Raw genomic sequence first — 17,314 nt, forward strand, 5'->3', positions numbered from 1 at the left:
CCGCGCGTGGCTTTCAATCCCTTCAGTGCTTTCGGCGGGCCAACGGCCGTGCCGGCCGGACCTTCGTCGCGCGACGCCAGGAGGCGCCATGAGTGCAGACGCAGCCCCCGAATCTTCCTCCGCTCCCGCCGTCCCGTCGGTTCAGGATCGCGTCCGGCACGTGTTCGTGTTGATGCTCGAGAACCGTTCCTTCGATCATCTGTTCGCGCTGTCGGGCATTGCCGACATCGTCGCCGCGTCGCCGGGCGACAGCAATGCGTACGGCGGCACCGTCTATCCGTTCGGCGGCGGCGCGCCCGACCGGATGCCGACCGATCCGTGCCACGAATTCACCGACGTGCTCGAACAGCTCTGCGGCGCGGGCGTGCCGTTCGTGAAAGGGCAGCCGTATCCGCCGGTCGGCAATTCGGGGTTCGTGTCGAACTATGCGACGTCGCATGCCGAGGGCGCGCCGCCGCAACTGGCCGATGCGGGCAAGATCATGCTGGGCGTCGATGCCGCGACGCAGGCGCCGTCGTTGTATGCACTCGCGAATGCGTTCGTATTGTGCGACGCGTGGCATGCATCGATGCCGGGGCCGACCTGGCCGAACCGCTTCTTCCTGCATGGCGCATCGTCGGCCGGGCTCGACCATTCGCCGACCAAGGAAGAAATGGCCGGATGGAATACGTTCGACGGCTTCCACTATCCGAACGGTTCGATCTTCAGCGCGCTCGGCGACGACAACTGGCGCATCTACCAGGACCAGACGGGCGATCCGCTCGGCCACGTGCCGCAGGTCGCGTCGCTGAAGGGCATCAGCTTCTTCGACGTCGACGATCTCGCGCATTTCGAAGCCGATCTCGCGGCCGGCTACACCGCGCGCTACACGTTCATCGAACCCGGCTACGGGGACATCGTGCACGGCACCTACCGGAACGGCAGCTCGCAGCACCCGATGGACGGGCTGGCCGGCGGCGACCAGCTCGCCGCGCGCGTGTACAACGCGATTCGCAACGCGCCAGTGTGGAACAGCAGCCTGTTCGTGATCGTCTACGACGAGCACGGCGGCTTCTACGATTCGGTCAAGCCAGGCGCTGCGCCGCCGCCGAACGATGGCGCGCCCGCGACGCTGAACGCGAGCGGCTTCGGCTTCGACGTGTACGGCGTGCGCGTGCCGGCGATCGTGATTTCGCCGTGGGTCGCGGCCGGGCACGTCGATCACACGCCGTACGACCACGCGTCGGTGGCCGCGACGCTCGAGCGGCTGTTCGGCCTCGCGCCGCTGACCGATCGCGATCGTCTCGCCAACGACCTGCTCGGGCTCGTGACGACGACATGCCGGACGGATTGTCCGCAAAGGATCGGAACATGAGTCCCGCCCCGACGCCGGACCCGCGCGACGCGCTGCCCGTGCGCGACGGCACGAGCCTGATCGCCTATCTGCATATCCTGAGGAAAGCGCATGCGGCACTGGTCGGTGAAGACAAGGCTCACCGGCGTTTCAGCGAGATCGTCACGCGCGGGCAGGCGCGGCAATACATCGAGGAACTGATGCCGGCGCTGCTGCAGAAGCGCGCCGAGCATCGGGCGCGCAAGCGTGGCGGGAAGCATCGTTGAGCGACGGGCGAGCACGCCGGTGGCGCGTCATGCCGCCCGCTGCACGCTGACGGCCGATACCGCCGCGCCCGTCAGTTGAACCACCGCGCCGGCGAACATCGCCACGCGCAGGCCGGCCGCGCCGCCGTGCACGGCGGCGAACGCCGTGCCGAGCACCGCGATCCCGAGCGTCGCGCCGGTCATCCGTGCGACGTTGACGAGCGCACTCGCGGTACCCGAGCGCGCGGCGTCGACCGCGCCCACCGCAACGGTCATCAGCGGACCCGTCGCGACGCCCATCCCGAGTCCCGTCAATGCGAGCCCGATCTCGGCGCCGAGCAGGCTCGGCGAACCGGCCGACGCGCCGATCGCAGCGAGTCCGCTCGCGATCACCGCGACGCCGCCGGCTGTCGTCGCCCGCGTGCCGATGTGCTCCGACAATCTCCCCGAGCACGGCGATACGGCGACGAACACCAGTGCCATCGGCAGCAATGCGAGGCCCGCGCCGGTCGAATCGAGGCGGCCGGTGCTCTGCCACGTCAGCGGCAGCAGGAACAGCACGCCGTACATCCCGAACGTCATGCCGGTGGTGGCGGCGATCGCGCCGCGAAACGCAGGGATCCGGAAAATGTCGAGCGGCACCAGCGCGGATTCGCCGTGGCGGCGCTCGATCGCCACGAACGCGACGAACGACGCCACCGCGATGCAGCCGGCGATCGCGCATGCGACCGGCGCCTCGCGGAACACGATCGCCGCATACGCGAGCGCGCCGAGTGCGAGTGCGCCCATGACCTGCGCCGCGCCGTCGAAATGCCGGCCGTGCGGATCGGACGACTCGGGCACGGCCGGGATCGCGAGCAGCATCGCGGCGATGCTCAGCGGCACGACGACGAAAAAGATGCTGCGCCAGCCGAAGTGCCGGATCAGCACGCCGCCGAGCGTCGGCCCGATCGCCATCGCCACGCCGTTGCACGCGGCCCAGATACCGAGCGCGCGGCCGCGTTCGACCGGGTCGCGCCACACGACCCGCACGATCGCCAGCGACGCCGGCAGCAACAACGCCGCGCCGACGCCGGCCAGCGCGCGGGCGGCGATCAGCACCGACACCGACGGCGCAAGCGCGCACAGCAGCGACGCGATGGTGAAGACGGCCGTGCCGGCCATGAAGACGCGGCGGCGACCGTAGAGGTCGGCGAGCAGCCCGCCGGTCAGCAGCAGTACCGCGTACGCGAGGTTGTAGCTGTCGACGACCCATTGCAAGGCACCGACACCGGCATGGAAATAGGCGCCGATCGCGCGCGTGGCGAGGTTGACGACGGCCGTGTCGACCTGGGCGACGAGTACGGCGATGCACAGCGTGAGCAGGGTCACGCCGCGACGTTTGACGGTGCGTTCGGCCAGTGCGGCCGGTCCTTCGGTAGGGGCCAAGGGCGGTGCTCCTCGGGTGTCGGTCGATCGAGCTTGGACGTTCCCCACTGACAGCGTGGTGTCAGCAGCCGAGAAACATTTGGCGCGCAAGCGGCATGCCCGCGTGTCGCATGACGAAGTGGTGTGCGCGCGGTTTCCGTCGGCATCGGCAGGGTGATGGACGGCGCGACGATCGGGCGCAACGACGATCGTCGCGCCCCGGGGGATTCGCGAAGGCCGGATACGACATGCTGCTTGCGAGCATGTCGGCACGGTCGTGAGACAACTGAGCGACGCGAAGGCGAACGGCACGCGGATTCATTGGCAACCGGCGGGTTACCTGAAGACCATCCGGTCGATCGCCGGTTGGGCGAGGGCGCTTTGAGCTGCCCGCGATTCATGCGGTGCCGCGCTTGATCGCTCGAAATCCTTCCGCCGTCGACACGAAGCCAGAAAATCCGAACGCGGACAACGCGTGTCGCAGGCGCGCGGAAAGCGGCGTGCCGTAAACGACCAGAATCGCATGTCCGTCGAGATGCATCGCGTCGCCGTGATGGTCGTCCACCGCATCCAGTATTCCGGCGCACCAGCTGTCGCGGTCGTCGCCATGACGCAGGAACAGGGTCACGCCGCCTTCGGCGGCCCGGTCCGACTCCGCCCGGCGTGTATTCCAGACCTGCCTGATCACGGGGTCGTTCGCGTCGCTCGTCACGACCCACGTATGCCGCGCGTGCGCGGCGATGTCGTGAATTCGCTCGCCGCTGTCGGGATCGACGATCAGTGCAATCGTGTTCTGTGTGGTCATGGTGGTTCGCATTGCTGGCGCGCGTTCGATGGGCATTTCTGCATGCCGGTCAATCGGGTCGATACCAGGGCGATTGCGTCGCGCATCGCCATTGACTTAAGATCGGTCGGGAGATCATCCCAAGCCTTCAGCGCCAATGAAAAAGAGCATACGCCTGCGGGTCGCCGTCATCGCGTCGGCCGTTGCCGTGTACAGCATCTACATGCATATCCAGCAGTTGATCAGCGGATGCATGTGGGTCAGGGGCCATCAGCGCTGCAGTTTCGAAAACAGTACGAATTTCCAGGGCCTGATGGATCTGGACCTGATGATCACCTGTTGCTGGGTCGCCGCGGCGGTGGTCGGGTGGATTTCCGTTGCGCAGGGCACGAAGAAACCGGGCTAGCAACGTCATGGTCGTGCTGCCCGATTGAACGGGCACGAAATACAACTCGCCCGGGTCGAACCCGTCAATCGGTGACAACGCGTATTCGCCGAAGGGTGGAGAGGGCGCGCTCGATGCATGCGAGTCCGAAACGAACGCCTGATTCCGCTGCCGGCGCACGAGATCATGCCCATCCCCGTAGACAGGCGTTGCATCGCGCGCCGCGCGAGAGGAGGTTCCCGTGCAATTTCCAACAGGATCGGTGGTCGCGCTCAGCTCGGCCGCGTCGACGATGTTCTCGATCGGCATGCTGTTTCTCGGCTACTGGGGATTGCACGAAGCATCGCCCTGGCGGTTCGGCGACTACGTCGTGATCGTGCTCGCGCTAGCCGGTTTCGCATGCCTCGCCAGCGTGCCGTTTCTCGCGACGTCGCCGATGAAAACGCCCGACGACGAGTCGCGAATGTTCGTCGCGCGCCGCGTGTTTCTGTGCGGTGCAGGCGCGGTGTGGTGTGCGATCGTCGTGTCGCTGTTCGTGTGAGAACGGATGACGAGACGGTTTCCGGAGCCGCGCGGCGAACGCATTCGGAAATGTCTTACGTGAGGCCGGAACCCACGTTTTTCACGCTGCCGTTACCGCTTTGCTTTCCCCGATGGCGTGCACTAGATTCGAAGCGTTCGTCCGTTTCAGAGCGCGAGGTGGAGCCATGACGCCGTGGGAGATTCAGGGCACCGAAATGATCAGTTGCAATTGCTCATACGGTTGCCCTTGCCAGTTCAATGCGCTGCCGACCAACGGCAACTGCGAAGCGATGGGGGCGATTTCGATCGACAGCGGCCACTACGGCGACGTGGTGCTCGACGGCGTCAGGATCGCGGTGGTATTCCAGTGGCCGGGCGCCGTTCACGAAGGCAAGGGCAAGTGCCAGCCGATCGTCGACGAACGTGCGAGTCCGGCGCAGCGCGACGCCGTGCTGAAGATCATGACCGGTCAGGATACCGATCCATTCGCGACGATGTTCTCGGTGTATGCGTCGACGCTCGAGCACGCGTTCGATCCGACCTTCACGAAGATCGATTTCGACGTCGATGTCGACGCGCGGCGCGGCCGGATTCACGTGGACGGTGTGTTCGACGTCGCCGGCGAACCCATCCGCAATCCGGTGACGGGAGACGAGCACCGTGTGCGGATCGACCTGCCGCACGGTTTCGAATACGAGCTGGCCGAGGTCGGTTCGGGCACGGGGCGCTCGCAGGGCAACATCGCGCTGAATCTGGACGGAACGTATGCGCAATTCGCGCGACTGCATCTGAACAACCACGGGCTGATCCGGCATCGCGCCGCGGCATGACTCCGTTCGACACCTGGCTCGCGCGCGAGCGCGCCGTCATGCTGATCGGCATGGCGGCGCTCGTCGGCCTGTGCTGGTTCTCCCTGTGGACGGGCGCGGGAACCGGCATGTCGGCGTGGGAGATGACGACCGTCGCGCTGTTTCCGCATCGGCTGGCGGACGGCATGGGCAGCATGGATCCGTCTCTGCCGATCGTGATCGCGATGTGGTGGGTGATGATGATCGCGATGATGACGCCCGGTGCCGCGCCGCTCGTGCTGCTGTACCGGCGCGTGCTGCTGCAGCACGGCAACGGGGCGGCGGGATCGGCGTTCACGTCGGTGGCGCTGCTGGCCGGCTATCTGACGACATGGCTCGCGTTCTCGATCGGTGCGGCGTTGCTTCAGGCGCTGCTGCAGCCGGCCGGGCTGATCTCCGCGATGATGCTGTGGTCGAAAAGCGCGCGCCTTTCCGCCATCGTGCTGGCGTTGGCCGGGCTTTATCAATTCTCGCCGCTGAAACGCACGTGTCTGCGGCAATGCCGTGCGCCGACGGCGTTCTTGATTGCGCACTGGCGTCCCGGCGTCGCCGGCAGCTTTCTTCTGGGCGCGCGGCACGGCATGGTTTGCGTGGGCTGCTGCTGGTTGTTGATGGCGCTGCTGTTCGTCGGCGGCGTGATGAACGTCGTGTGGATCGTCGCGTTGTCGCTGTTCGTGTTCGTGGAAAAGGTCCTGCCCGGCGGCGATCGTATCGGCCGCGTGCTCGGCGTCGTGCTGATCGTCTGGGCCGGTGTGACGTTGATCGTGTGATGTGTGGCGCCGGCTGGGAGCAGAAACGGAAACGCGCCGAGGCTCGACGGGAGACGCTCGATGAAAACCTGCTTTCACGCTGTCGCCATGTTGTGCGCGACGGCGGTCGTCGCAATGCCGGTGCTCGCGGATGGCGACATGTCCGGCATGAAGTCGGGCGATACGAGTGTGCCGGCGCAGGATGCGACGCTGGCCGATGCCGAAGTCAAGGACATCGATGCCGGGCGCAGACTCGTGACGCTGAAGCACGGCGCACTCGACAACATCGGAATGCCGCCGATGACGATGGCGTTCAAGGCCGGCGACGCGGCGATGATCCCGTCGCTGCATGTGGGCGACAAGGTCCGGGTTCGGGTGGAAAACGTCAACGGCACACTGACGATCGTGAAGCTGGTGAAGCGGCCGTGACGACGTTGCGGCGCGCGTACGGGGCGCCGTCGGATTTTCTCTTCTCGTGCTACGTAACGCAGGGGCGGTGTTACGTCGGCATTATCGGACCGACTGCACGGGCCGAGCCGGGCGGCACGATCCGCATCCGATGCGCGCTGCCTAGCAGCGCGGCCTGGACGGCCGGTGCAAGGCGATTGTGAAATTGTGAAGGAGGCCGATGGAAATGGCACGGTAGATGCTTGATGAAATGTTTGCGCTGAATAGTGGACGGGGGCTTCCATGCGAAATCATTTCATCACGGCGAACGTTGCGCTCGCCGCTATGGCCGCGGCGTGTACGCTCGCGGCGTGCGGCGGAAGTGACATTACGGCGCCGACGCTTGCCGGCAACAACATTGGGACGAGCACGAGCGGGACGAGCGGTAGTAGTGGCTCGAGCGGCAGCAGTGGCACAAGCAGCAGTGGCACAAGCAGCAGCGGCACAAGCAGCAGCGGCACAAGCAGCAGCGGCACAAGCAGCAGCGGCACGAGTAGCAGTGGCACGAGCAGCAGTGGCACGAGCAGCAGTGGCACGAGCAGCAGTGGCACAAGCAGCAGCGGTACGAGCAGCAGCGGTACGAGCAGCAGCGGTACGAGCAGCAGCGGTACGAGCAGCAGCGGTACAAGCAGCAGCGGCACGAGCAGCAGTGGCACAAGCAGCGGCAACACCAGCGGCTGGGGCACGAGCGGCGCGCCGGGTACGAACGGCATCGTCAGCTCCATCGGCGGGATCGTGATGGACGCGGGCGCCACGCTCGGTAGCGCGAGCGTGCCCGGCGTCAGCAAGGGCGTCACCGTCGGGCCGGCCGATACGGTAACCGGCGTCGGCACGATCATCCGCGATACGTCGAACGCCGTGAGCGGCGGTCTCGGCCAGATCGGCATCGTACCGAACCCCGTCGGCACGACGGTCGGCGGCCTCGGTACGGTCGTCGCCGCGACCGGCAACCCGGTCGGCGGCATCAGCGAAACCGTCAAGGCGCTCGGCTCCGGCCCGCTGTCGCCGCTGGCACCGATCACGACGCCGGTCAGCGGTCTGCTCGACACGGTGGCGAGCGGCCTGCGCACAGGCGGCGCGGCGCTCGGCGCGTCGCTGTCGTCGGCCCCGGTCCAGCAGGCGACGCAGGCGATCAGCACCGCGATCACGCCGCTCGTGACGACGGCGGGCCACCTCACGCAGCAGGTCGGCACCGCAACCGGCCTCGGGCAGCCGGTCGCGGGCCTGCTCGGTCAGGTCGGCGGGGCGATCACGTCGACCGGATGGAAGGTGACCGCCGCGTCGCCGCAGCCGATCGTCGGTGGCGTCGGCGATCTCGTCCGTGCGGTCGGCAACACGGTAACCAATGTGGGCGGCCTCGTGAACCCGGCTGGCGCGAATGGCGCGGTGCCGATCTCCGGGCTGGTGACGAGCGTGGTCGGCGGCATCCCGGCCACCGTGCACGACGGCGCCGCGACCGGTACGGGGGGCAGCTCGCCGCTGGGCGGCCTCGCCAATCCGCTCGCGCCGGTGACGTCGCTGGTGGGCGGCCTGCTCGGCGGCGCGGTCGGCAAATAACCGGCGCGTACCGATCGTCATGCGGCAACCGGCCGCGTGAGCGGGGACGGCCGCCATCGATCGTCGCCGGTCCCGGCCGGAACCGTCCGGAACCGTCCGACGATCGCGAAACCGCGACTCGCTACCTGCGCTCGTCGCCGGGCTTCGCCGCCGGACGCGCCATCCCGCGCGCGGGCAGCGGCGTCGACATCACGATCGACGTGCGCGTTTCGCCGTACAGGTTGATGCGTTCGATCAGTCGTTCGAGATGGGCCATGCTGACGGCGACGAACCGCATCACATACGAATCGGCGCCCGTGACGTGATGGCATTCGACGACTTCGGGGATCGTCTCCAGCAGCTTGAGGAACTTCGCTTTCGCCGGTTGCGGCACCGTGATGCCGATCAGCGCGCTCACCGGATAGCCGGCCGCGGACGAATTGATCCGCGCGGTGTAGCCCTCGACCACACCGGCCGCTTCAAGACGCTTCACACGCTCCGTCGCCGCCGGCACCGACAGGTGAACCTGACGCGCGAGCTCCGTATAGCTGATGCGTCCGTTGTCCTGCAACAGCGCCAGTATCTTCCAGTCGAGATCGTCCATCGCAGCGGGAATTTTTAAGGTAGAGCCGCCATTTTTCCTTAAAAAATGCATTCAGCGGGGCGCGGACTTTCCCTACGATGCCTGTTCGATCCACGCGATGTCGCAAGGGGCAGGCGATGCTGTTCATCCAATCCGTCGTGATGGGGCTGTCGATCGCGGTGCCGGTCGGCCCGATCGGCATGCTGTGCATTCAGCGCAGTCTGAGCCGCGGCTTCCGGGCGGGCTTCGCGACGGGCATCGGCGCCGCGTGCGCCGACGCGATTTACGGCCTGCTCGGCGCGCTGGGCGTCGCGGGCGTCGTCACAGCGTTCCCGATGTTGACCGTCGGCCTGAAAATCGGCGGCGGCGCGTTTCTCGTGTGGCTCGCGTGGACCATCGCGCGCCAGGCGCCGGCCGCGCCGGCGGGGCAGCGCGCGTTGCCGCGTACGACCGTCCTGCGCGATTTCCTGACGACGTTCGGTCTCACGCTGTCGAACCCGATGACGATCGTGTCGTTCGTCGGGATCTTCGCGGCGCTCGGCCCGCTGCCGGGTGCGCGGGAAGGCGCGATGTGGGCGACCGTCGCGCGGATGGTCGCCGGCGTGTTCGTCGGCTCGGCCATGTGGTGGCTGTGCCTGAGCAGCGCGACCGCCGCGCTGCGCGCGAAGCTGTCGTTCGCATTCATGCACGGGCTGTCGTGCGTGTCGGCGGCCGTCGTCGCGGTATTCGGCGCGATCCAGCTGGTCGCCGGCGTGCGCGAGCTGATCTAGGCGTACGGGGCCGCGCGGGCCGACCGGATCTCCGGATCCGATCCCGCGATCCGGGCCGATGCCGATGTCGTCCTCATGCGCTTTTGCCGCGATGTCGATTTTCCGCGCGTGCCGGTGCGGCGCGTTGCGCCGATGCGCCGGGCGTCAGAACGTGTAGCTGACCTTGCCGAACGCGGTGCGCCCGAGCGTGTTGTAGCCGTACGCGGTCATGTATTGCCGGTCGAACAGGTTCGACAGCGACGCCGACACCGTCAGGTGCGAATCGATCCGGTACGACGCGCGCAGGCTCACCGTCAGGTACGACGCCAGATACTGCCGGTTGGCCGGATCGTCGAACGTCGAGCCGCCGTACAGCAGCGACGCACCGGTGCTCAACGCGTGCAGCTTCAGTTCGTCCCACGTGTGATCGACGTTCAGGCTGACCGTCTGGCGCGGCCGGCGGCTGAGCCAGGTCCGGTTGGTCTCGTCCTGCGGATTCAGGATGCCGACGGCCACGCTCACCGGCGTCGAGCGGCCGATCGTCCCCTTGTACGACAGGTCGATGCCGCGAATGTGCGAGCGGCCGATGTTCATCGGCGAGAACGTCGCCGGGTTGTACGCGATCAGGTTGTTGACGCGCGTGTCGTAGATCGCCGCGGTGAAGGTGCCGTACGCGGTGTTCGCGTCGAGCGCGGCTTCGACCGACGTGCTGCGCTCCGGGCTGAGGGCCGGGTTGCCGTAGCCGGGGTAGTACAGGTCGTTGAACGTCGGCAGACGGAACGCATTGCCGTACGATACGCGCGCCGTATAGACCGGCGTGATCGCCCACGACAGCGCGGCGTTGCCGGTGTTCACGGCTTGCCCGGCGATGATCTCGTGACGGCCGGCGACGAACATCGTCACGCTGCCGAGCGTCGCCGACTGGTGCAGCGAAAACGCGGAGTCGTTGCGCGTCGGCACGCCGCCGGGAATGTCGACCGGCAGGAACGCCTGTTCGCGCGTGAAGTCGTAGGCGAGCTTCGATTCGCCCGACAGCGGCAGGCCGAACAGGTGAAACCCGTGCTCCTGATGGGTCAGCGACGTCGACGTGCTGATCCGCTGCGAGTTGATCTGGTCCGTCGCGAGGGCCGGGTTGTCCGCATGGATGAACTGGCGATCGTTCGCATAACCGAACGACTGGTCGAACTGCGTATCGGGCGTGATGTCGAGATGGAACGCAACGCCGGTCGTCAACTGATGGTCCAGCTCGCGATTCGCGTAGCCGCTGTTGTCGTAGGACAGATCGGAGCGGTGATACAGCGCGAACGTGGAGATCGACCAGTTGTCGCGCGCATAGCCGAGCCGCGCATCGAGATCCTGCGCGTGATACGGATTGCGGCCGTCTTCGTGGCCGTAGAAGAACGGCCGCGTCGCGTCGATGCCGGCCGTGTTGTAGTCGTGCAGCCCGAGCGAATAGGTGAGCCCGCCGAGCGCGGCGAGCGGCCCCGTCGACGGCACCGTGCCCGACGTGCGGAACTGCGTGTCGAACGTCTTGTTCGAGCCGCCGCCGAACGACACGGTCGTCTGATTCGGCTGGTTGGCGGCGCGGCGCGTGAACAACTGCACGACGCCGCCCATCGCGTTGTTGCCGAACGATGCGGCGGCCGGGCCGGAGATCACTTCGACGCGCTCGAATGCTTCGGTCGGCAGGTCGGCCCACGGCGCGATGCCGGTGGTCGGCGAGCCGATCCGGATGCCGTCGATGAACACGGCGACCTGGCTCGCCGACGCGCCGCGAATGCTGACCGACGCGGACGAGCCGGGCCCGCCGTTCTGCGCGACGGTCACGCCCGGCAGCGTCGCGAACGCCTGCGTGATGCTCGGGTCGGTCGGCGACAGCCGGTCGAGATCCTCGCGCGTGAGCACCTGCGTCGACGCATAGCGACGGTCGAACGATTCGGGCAGGTGCCGCGTGTCGGTCACGCTGATCGTCGGCAGGTCCGTGCCGTCGGCGGGCACGGCGGGCCGTGCAGGCACCGTGTCGCCGGCCGCGTGGGCGAGCGGGGAAAACAGCGCGGTGGCGACGGACGTCGCGAGCAGGTGACGAATGTTCATGAGGCGGCGGGGCAAAGCGTGAAGCGGGTACGGCGATCGCGAGCAGAGCGCGGACAGGGGGCGCATGCCGACGGCGTGTCGGTGCGACGCTTCCGGCCGGGAAGCGGATTCGGGAACGATGGACATCTGACGGATCCTGAGGTCGGGTCGTCCATGCAACGGGCGACCGCCAACGGCGGTGCTTGCGCATCGGGACACCCCGCCCGGTGCGGCTGCTGGACCTCGGGTCGATGGCAGGTCTCCTGGCTCGCGGGTCGCCATCCGTGCAGGCCTTCCCGGTTTCCCAGTGGCACGCGGTGGCACGGATTCGCCGCTCACAGTTGCGGGGGCAGCCGCAGATTCGAGGCGTTGCCTCGCCTGCGTTCCCTTTTGATCCCGTCTCCGGGAACCATCAGCGCGCAAGGGTAATGGCGTGCATGCAGGCACGTCAATCGTTCGTCTGCGCGCGGATGCGAAAAAACGTCATCGATCGGCGTCGGCTTTCCGGATCCTTTCGTTCGACGTGCCCGGAGCGCGTTTCAGGTCTGAAGAAACGGCCGGGTTCGACCGCATGCCGTCGCGCCGGAGCCGGCTGCCGTCGCGCCGAATGTCGACGGTCGGGCGCGTGTCGTTACATATGCGTGCCGGCGTGCGCGCGTCCACCCGGGTCGCCGCCGCGGTCGGGCGGCGTATTGTTCTGATCGATCTTCGCGAGGACGAAGCCGGCGGGCGGCAATGCGGCGGACGAACGGTGCATCGCGTGCCCGACCGCGGGGTGAGGCGACGCGGCGGAAAAAACGGATGTCGTCACGCCCGGTTGAGCGAACGCCGACAGGGAAACGGCCGCCAGGGCGGCGGCGACGAACGCGTGCGTATTCATGACCACTCCTGCATGACTGACTTCGGGACGACGTAATCAGTCTAGGGAGCGAAACTTAACGCGACGTGAAGGCTGGGCGGCGCGCGCATGACCGGCATCTTCATGCGCGCGGAGACGGTCAGGCCGGTGCCGACACCAGCGCGCAGAAGTTCTCGAGATCGACGTTGCCGCCGCTGATCACCACGCCGACGCGCTTGCCCTGCAGCGCGTCCTTAATCCGCCGCACGGCGGCGAACGACAGGCAGCCGGTCGGCTCGACGACGATCTTCATACGGGTGGCGAAGAAGCGCATGCAGTCGACGAGTTCCGCGTCCGTCGCGGTCAGGATGTCGTCGACGTCGCGGCGCAGGATCGGAAACGTCAGGTTGCCGAGATGCTGCGTCTGCGCGCCGTCGGCGATCGTACGCGGCGTGTCGATGTGCACGATCGTGCCGGACCGGAACGATTGCTGGGCGTCGTTGCCGGCTTCGGGCTCGACGCCGTACAGCTTCGCATGCGGCGACAGCGCACGCGTGGCGAGCGCGGTGCCCGACAGCAGTCCGCCGCCGCCGAGCGGCGTGAACACCGCGTCGAGCGGGCCGACTTCGTCGAACAGTTCCTTGGCCGCGGTGCCCTGGCCGGCGATCACGTCCGGGTGATCGTAGGGCGGCACCAGCGTGAGCCCGTGCTTCTCCGCGAGCGCGCGCCCGATCTGCTCGCGATCCTCGGTGTAGCGATCGTAGGTCACGACGTTGCCGCCGTAGCCGCGCGTCGCGGCCATTTTCGCGGCCGGTGCGTCCTGCGGCATCACGATCGTCGCGGGAATGCCGAGGATGCGCGCGGACAGCGCGATCGCCTGCGCATGGTTGCCCGACGAGAACGCGACGACGCCGTGGCGCCGCTGCTCCGCGTTGAAGCGCGACAGCGCGTTGAACGCGCCGCGGAACTTGAACGCGCCCATGCGCTGCAGGTTCTCGCACTTGAAGAACACTTGCGCGCCGAGTGCGTCGTCGACCGTGCGCGACGTCATCACCGGCGTGCGGTGTGCGTGGCCTTCGAGCCGGGCCGTGGCGGCGGCGACGTCGTCGTACGTGGGAAGAATCGGAGAGTTCATGGTCGCTCGAGGGTCGAAAAGATCAGTCAACGGGAAACTCGAAATGGGAAAGCCGGACGCGGCGCGTCACTTCGCGTCGTTGTAGACGGTGGCGCGCGACACGCCGAGATGCTGCGACACGATCTCCATCGCGCGGCGCACCTCGAGGAAGCCGTCGGCCTTCAGCGTCTGTATCAGCGCGCGGCGCTGGTCGGTCTTCAGCTCGCGCGGCGTGGTCGCGAGGCGCGTCGCGAATGCGTCGATGCGCTGCCGGATCGCGTCGGCGCTGGCCGGGTCGAGCGTTTCGACGACGGCTTCGCCGTCCGTGCGGCAGAACTGGTTGAGCATGCCCTGGAAGCCGCGGAACAGCGTGACGTCGGCATTCAGGCACAGCGCGGCCACGTAGCGCCCGGTCGAATCCTTGATGCCGATCGACGTGCTTTTCGCGGTGCGGCCGTCGGCGAAGCGGTTCGGGTAATTCGCGAGCACCTGCGGGAAATCGTCGTCGGCGATGCGGGCGAGGCCGAGTTCGGTCGCGGGATCGCCTACCGCGCGTCCGGACAGGTTGTTGTGGATCGCGAGGATCGCATGCTCCGGCGTGCGCAGGTCGTGCACGACGACTTCGGTGAACGGCGCGAACATCTCGCCGAGCCCTTCGGCGATGCGCTGCACCTGCTCGATCAGCGATGCCTGCTCCGACGACAGCGGCTTGCGGTTCGTGCTCATGCGTGGTCCTCGGAGGCGGGCGCGTCCGTCGTTTCCGGCCGCGTGATGTCGGCCAGCAGCGGGCGCGCGATCCGGACGTAGTCGGCCGCGTCGAGCACCACCGAGCGGTCGAGGCGGCCCGCGTTGAACGCGATCTCGGCGTTGCGCTCGACCAGCGCCGGATCGACGACGAGCGTCACGCTCGGATCGAACGCGAATGGCGGCACGGCGCCCATCACGCAGCGCGTGATGGCGGCCGCGACGTCGGGCGACGCGAGCGTCGCCTTGCGCCGGCCCAACGCATCGGCGACCTTGCGGAAGTCGATCTTCAGGTGGCCGGGAATCACCGCGAGCGCGGCGGTGTCGCCGCCATCCTTGAACGTGCAGAGCATCGCCTTCGCGCCTTGTTCGGGGCGTGTGCCGCGCAGCGCGGCGATCGCATCGGATTTGCCTTCCGCCGGATGCTCGAGCACGCGGAACCGCGCGCCGCACGTATTCAGCAGTTCGCAAAGGGTATCGAAAACGGGAGAGTCGTTCATGTCGCTCCGGGGCGCAGGCCGACGCGCTGACGCGCTGACGCACGCGCGCATCAAATAATCGTCCAAGTATAGACGTTTTGTCATGGCTGTGACAAAGCCTGACGGTCGTTGCTGTTCCGGCTTGGTCGGAGCGTGCCGGTCCTTCAGCAACCGAAAGGGCATTTCATATCGCGGGAAGTGCGCCGGATTCCTGCCGCCGCGTTTTACCGCCGCTTGAAACCGTGTTTTGCATCGCAAAAACGGTTGGCTATCTCATTGAAAAACAACAGAAATTTATATCTTATGTCTTATATAAGACTTGGTCGAAATCGCGCCAAGCAGGATTACTATTGAGTCCATGCAGCTCGCTTCGTCACACGCGGCGGGCACGCTGAATCCTTTACTCAAATGCGCTTCGTTCCCAGGAGATAGACATGTCCCAATATCAAGACGACATCAAGGCAGTGGCAGGTTTGAAGGAAAACCACGGCAGCGCGTGGAATGCCATCAACCCCGAATATGCCGCCCGCATGCGTGCCCAGAACAAGTTCAAGACCGGCCTGGACATCGCGAAGTACACCGCGAAGATCATGCGCGCCGACATGGCCGCGTACGATGCCGATCCGTCCAAGTACACGCAGTCGCTGGGCTGCTGGCACGGCTTCATCGGCCAGCAGAAGATGATCTCCATCAAGAAGCACTTCAACAGCACCGAGCGCCGCTACCTGTACCTGTCGGGCTGGATGGTCGCCGCGCTGCGCTCGGAGTTCGGCCCGCTGCCGGACCAGTCGATGCACGAAAAGACCTCGGTCAGCGCGCTGATCCGCGAGCTGTACACTTTCCTGCGCCAGGCCGACGCCCGTGAGCTGGGCGGCCTGTTCCGCGAGCTGGATGCGGCGAAGGACCCGGCCGCCAAGGCCGCGATCCAGCAAAAGATCGACAACCACGTCACGCACGTCGTGCCGATCATCGCCGACATCGACGCCGGCTTCGGCAATGCGGAAGCGACCTACCTGCTGGCCAAGCAGTTCATCGAAGCGGGCGCCTGCTGCATCCAGATCGAAAACCAGGTGTCGGACGAGAAGCAGTGCGGCCACCAGGACGGCAAGGTCACGGTGCCGCACGAGGACTTCCTCGCGAAGATCCGCGCGATCCGCTACGCGTTCCTGGAACTGGGCGTGGACGACGGCATCATCGTCGCGCGTACCGATTCGCTGGGCGCCGGCCTGACCAAGCAGATCGCCGTGACCAACGCGCCGGGCGACCTGGGCGACCAGTACAACTCGTTCCTCGATTGCGAAGAACTGTCGGCCGACCAACTGGGCAACGGCGACGTCGTCATCAAGCGCGACGGCAAGCTGCTGCGTCCGAAGCGCCTGCCGAGCAACCTGTTCCAGTTCCGCGCCGGCACGGGCGAAGCGCGTTGCGTGCTCGACTGCATCACGTCGCTGCAGAACGGCGCCGACCTGCTGTGGATCGAAACCGAAAAGCCGCATATCGCGCAGATCGGCGGCATGGTCAGCGAGATCCGCAAGGTGATCCCGAACGCGAAGCTGGTGTACAACAACAGCCCGTCGTTCAACTGGACGCTGAATTTCCGTCAGCAGGCCTACGACGCGATGAAGGCCGAAGGCAAGGACGTGTCGGCTTACGACCGTGCGCAGCTGATGAGCGTCGAATACGACGACACCGAACTGGCCAAGCTGGCCGACGAGAAGATCCGGACGTTCCAGGCCGATGCATCGCGTGAAGCAGGCATCTTCCACCACCTGATCACGCTGCCGACGTACCACACGGCTGCGCTGTCGACCGACAACCTCGCGAAGGAATACTTCGGCGACCAGGGCATGCTCGGCTACGTGGCGGGTGTGCAGCGCAAGGAAATCCGTCAGGGCATCGCCTGCGTGAAGCACCAGAACATGTCCGGTTCGGACATCGGTGACGATCACAAGGAATACTTCAGCGGCGAAGCGGCGCTGAAGGCGGCGGGCAAGGACAACACGATGAACCAGTTCTGATCGTCGTCCGACTCGAAGCACGACGCCAGCCCTTGGGGCTGGCGTTTTTTTGTCTGCCCACGCCAGTGCGTGACCCGCGCACGTCTTCGCGACGTACCGGTTCGTCGGCACCCCGTCGATCGCATCGAGATCGACGACGCGACCTCAACTTGTCCATCGTTTCGGCAAACGTCGTGCTGGAATTTTTCATCGTCGCCAACCGCAGCGAAGAATTCACGCGGACCGTCATCGCGGCAACCGGAAGTACTCCTCGACGATTCGCGTCGTAGCCGGGGCGCGTATTAACACGGATTGCCACGCGTACCGTTATGAGCAGTGGCTGCATCGGGGCATTCGATCGGGATGTTTGTGTGCGCAACCTAATTCAGGGTTTGCCTGAGTAGCGAAAACGCGAATGGGCGCGATGCGTGTTCGCATTGCCGGCATGGACGATCCGCAGGTTGAAATTACCGCTCGCGCG

Annotated in this window: 18 protein-coding genes and 1 riboswitch; of the genes, 10 read left to right on the forward strand and 8 right to left on the reverse strand. The window is 66.5% G+C overall.

Annotation, left to right across the window (positions count from 1 at the left end; genetic code table 11):
* Positions 1–88: 88 nt before the first annotated feature.
* The gene (locus WT53_RS20115) at positions 89–1,354 is read left to right on the forward strand and encodes an alkaline phosphatase family protein (protein ID WP_052100112.1); all 1,266 of its coding nucleotides are present in this window, start codon (positions 89–91) and stop codon (positions 1,352–1,354) included.
* A complete protein-coding gene (locus WT53_RS20120) occupies positions 1,351–1,599 on the forward strand; it encodes a hypothetical protein (RefSeq protein WP_034206181.1) in 249 nt (82 codons plus the stop codon). The genes WT53_RS20115 and WT53_RS20120 overlap by 4 nt, the downstream gene beginning before the upstream one ends.
* Before the next feature lie 27 nt (positions 1,600–1,626).
* On the opposite strand, the gene WT53_RS20125 is transcribed toward WT53_RS20120, so the two are convergent.
* Both WT53_RS20125 and WT53_RS20130 read right to left on the reverse strand, forming a co-directional pair.
* Complete coding sequence (locus WT53_RS20125) at positions 1,627–3,006, reverse strand: MFS transporter (RefSeq protein ID WP_034204761.1); 1,380 nt, start codon at positions 3,004–3,006, stop codon at positions 1,627–1,629.
* 376 nt (positions 3,007–3,382) lie between these two features.
* On the reverse strand, positions 3,383–3,826 hold the full coding sequence (locus WT53_RS20130) for a hypothetical protein (RefSeq protein WP_155294374.1): 444 nt from the start codon (positions 3,824–3,826) through the stop codon (positions 3,383–3,385).
* Positions 3,827–3,926: 100 nt separating this feature from the next.
* Here WT53_RS20130 and WT53_RS34160 point away from each other — a divergent pair, with 100 nt between their 5' ends.
* From WT53_RS34160 to WT53_RS34440, 6 genes are all read left to right on the forward strand, one after another.
* Entirely contained in the window at positions 3,927–4,175 is a 249-nt protein-coding gene (locus WT53_RS34160; RefSeq protein ID WP_034204763.1) for a hypothetical protein, read from the forward strand.
* Positions 4,176–4,395: 220 nt separating this feature from the next.
* Positions 4,396–4,695, forward strand: coding sequence for a hypothetical protein (locus WT53_RS20140; protein ID WP_034204764.1), 300 nt, complete (start codon positions 4,396–4,398; stop codon positions 4,693–4,695).
* A gap of 166 nt (positions 4,696–4,861) precedes the next feature.
* Positions 4,862–5,506 carry a DUF1326 domain-containing protein gene (locus WT53_RS20145; RefSeq protein WP_034204765.1) on the forward strand — a complete coding sequence of 215 codons (645 nt, stop codon included), beginning with the start codon at positions 4,862–4,864 and terminating at the stop codon, positions 5,504–5,506.
* Positions 5,503–6,294, forward strand: coding sequence for a DUF2182 domain-containing protein (locus WT53_RS20150; RefSeq protein WP_060261193.1), 792 nt, complete (start codon positions 5,503–5,505; stop codon positions 6,292–6,294). Before WT53_RS20145 ends, WT53_RS20150 begins: the two co-directional genes overlap by 4 nt.
* A 60-nt stretch (positions 6,295–6,354) precedes the next feature.
* Positions 6,355–6,702: a copper-binding protein gene (locus WT53_RS20155; protein WP_034204767.1), complete on the forward strand. Its 348-nt coding sequence runs from the start codon at positions 6,355–6,357 to the stop codon at positions 6,700–6,702.
* A 261-nt stretch (positions 6,703–6,963) separates the two neighbouring features.
* Positions 6,964–8,277 carry a collagen-like triple helix repeat-containing protein gene (locus WT53_RS34440; protein ID WP_179949038.1) on the forward strand — a complete coding sequence of 438 codons (1,314 nt, stop codon included), beginning with the start codon at positions 6,964–6,966 and terminating at the stop codon, positions 8,275–8,277.
* A 121-nt stretch (positions 8,278–8,398) separates the two neighbouring features.
* On the opposite strand, the gene WT53_RS20170 is transcribed toward WT53_RS34440, so the two are convergent.
* Positions 8,399–8,860, reverse strand: a complete 462-nt coding sequence (locus tag WT53_RS20170) for an Lrp/AsnC family transcriptional regulator (protein ID WP_034204769.1) — start codon at positions 8,858–8,860, stop codon at positions 8,399–8,401.
* A gap of 116 nt (positions 8,861–8,976) precedes the next feature.
* Between WT53_RS20170 and WT53_RS20175 the strand changes: the two genes are divergently transcribed.
* Positions 8,977–9,609 carry a LysE family translocator gene (locus WT53_RS20175; RefSeq protein ID WP_034204770.1) on the forward strand — a complete coding sequence of 211 codons (633 nt, stop codon included), beginning with the start codon at positions 8,977–8,979 and terminating at the stop codon, positions 9,607–9,609.
* A 144-nt stretch (positions 9,610–9,753) separates the two neighbouring features.
* Here WT53_RS20175 and WT53_RS20180 read toward each other — a convergent pair whose 3' ends face one another.
* The 5 genes from WT53_RS20180 to WT53_RS20200 all read right to left on the reverse strand — a co-directional run bounded on the left by WT53_RS20180 (position 9,754) and on the right by WT53_RS20200 (position 14,857).
* Positions 9,754–11,682: a TonB-dependent receptor domain-containing protein gene (locus WT53_RS20180; RefSeq protein WP_034204771.1), complete on the reverse strand. Its 1,929-nt coding sequence runs from the start codon at positions 11,680–11,682 to the stop codon at positions 9,754–9,756.
* A gap of 214 nt (positions 11,683–11,896) precedes the next feature.
* Positions 11,897–12,090: riboswitch (cobalamin riboswitch) on the reverse strand.
* Between the two features lie 202 nt (positions 12,091–12,292).
* Positions 12,293–12,541 carry a hypothetical protein gene (locus WT53_RS34165; protein ID WP_034204772.1) on the reverse strand — a complete coding sequence of 83 codons (249 nt, stop codon included), beginning with the start codon at positions 12,539–12,541 and terminating at the stop codon, positions 12,293–12,295.
* A 118-nt stretch (positions 12,542–12,659) separates the two neighbouring features.
* A complete protein-coding gene (locus tag WT53_RS20190) occupies positions 12,660–13,634 on the reverse strand; it encodes a threo-3-hydroxy-L-aspartate ammonia-lyase (protein ID WP_034204773.1) in 975 nt (324 codons plus the stop codon).
* A 66-nt stretch (positions 13,635–13,700) separates the two neighbouring features.
* Positions 13,701–14,339 (reverse strand): transcriptional regulator, encoded by a 639-nt coding sequence (locus WT53_RS20195; RefSeq protein ID WP_034204774.1) that lies wholly within the window; start codon positions 14,337–14,339, stop codon positions 13,701–13,703.
* Positions 14,336–14,857, reverse strand: coding sequence for a YbaK/prolyl-tRNA synthetase associated domain-containing protein (locus WT53_RS20200; protein WP_034204775.1), 522 nt, complete (start codon positions 14,855–14,857; stop codon positions 14,336–14,338). The genes WT53_RS20195 and WT53_RS20200 overlap by 4 nt, the downstream gene beginning before the upstream one ends.
* Positions 14,858–15,270: 413 nt before the next feature.
* Between WT53_RS20200 and WT53_RS20205 the strand changes: the two genes are divergently transcribed.
* Positions 15,271–16,854 (forward strand): isocitrate lyase, encoded by a 1,584-nt coding sequence (locus WT53_RS20205; RefSeq protein WP_034204776.1) that lies wholly within the window; start codon positions 15,271–15,273, stop codon positions 16,852–16,854.
* The last annotated feature ends 460 nt before the right edge of the window (positions 16,855–17,314 follow it).

It is taken from the genome of Burkholderia sp. MSMB2157WGS, from assembly GCF_001532755.1.
GTDB lineage: Bacteria > Pseudomonadota > Gammaproteobacteria > Burkholderiales > Burkholderiaceae > Burkholderia.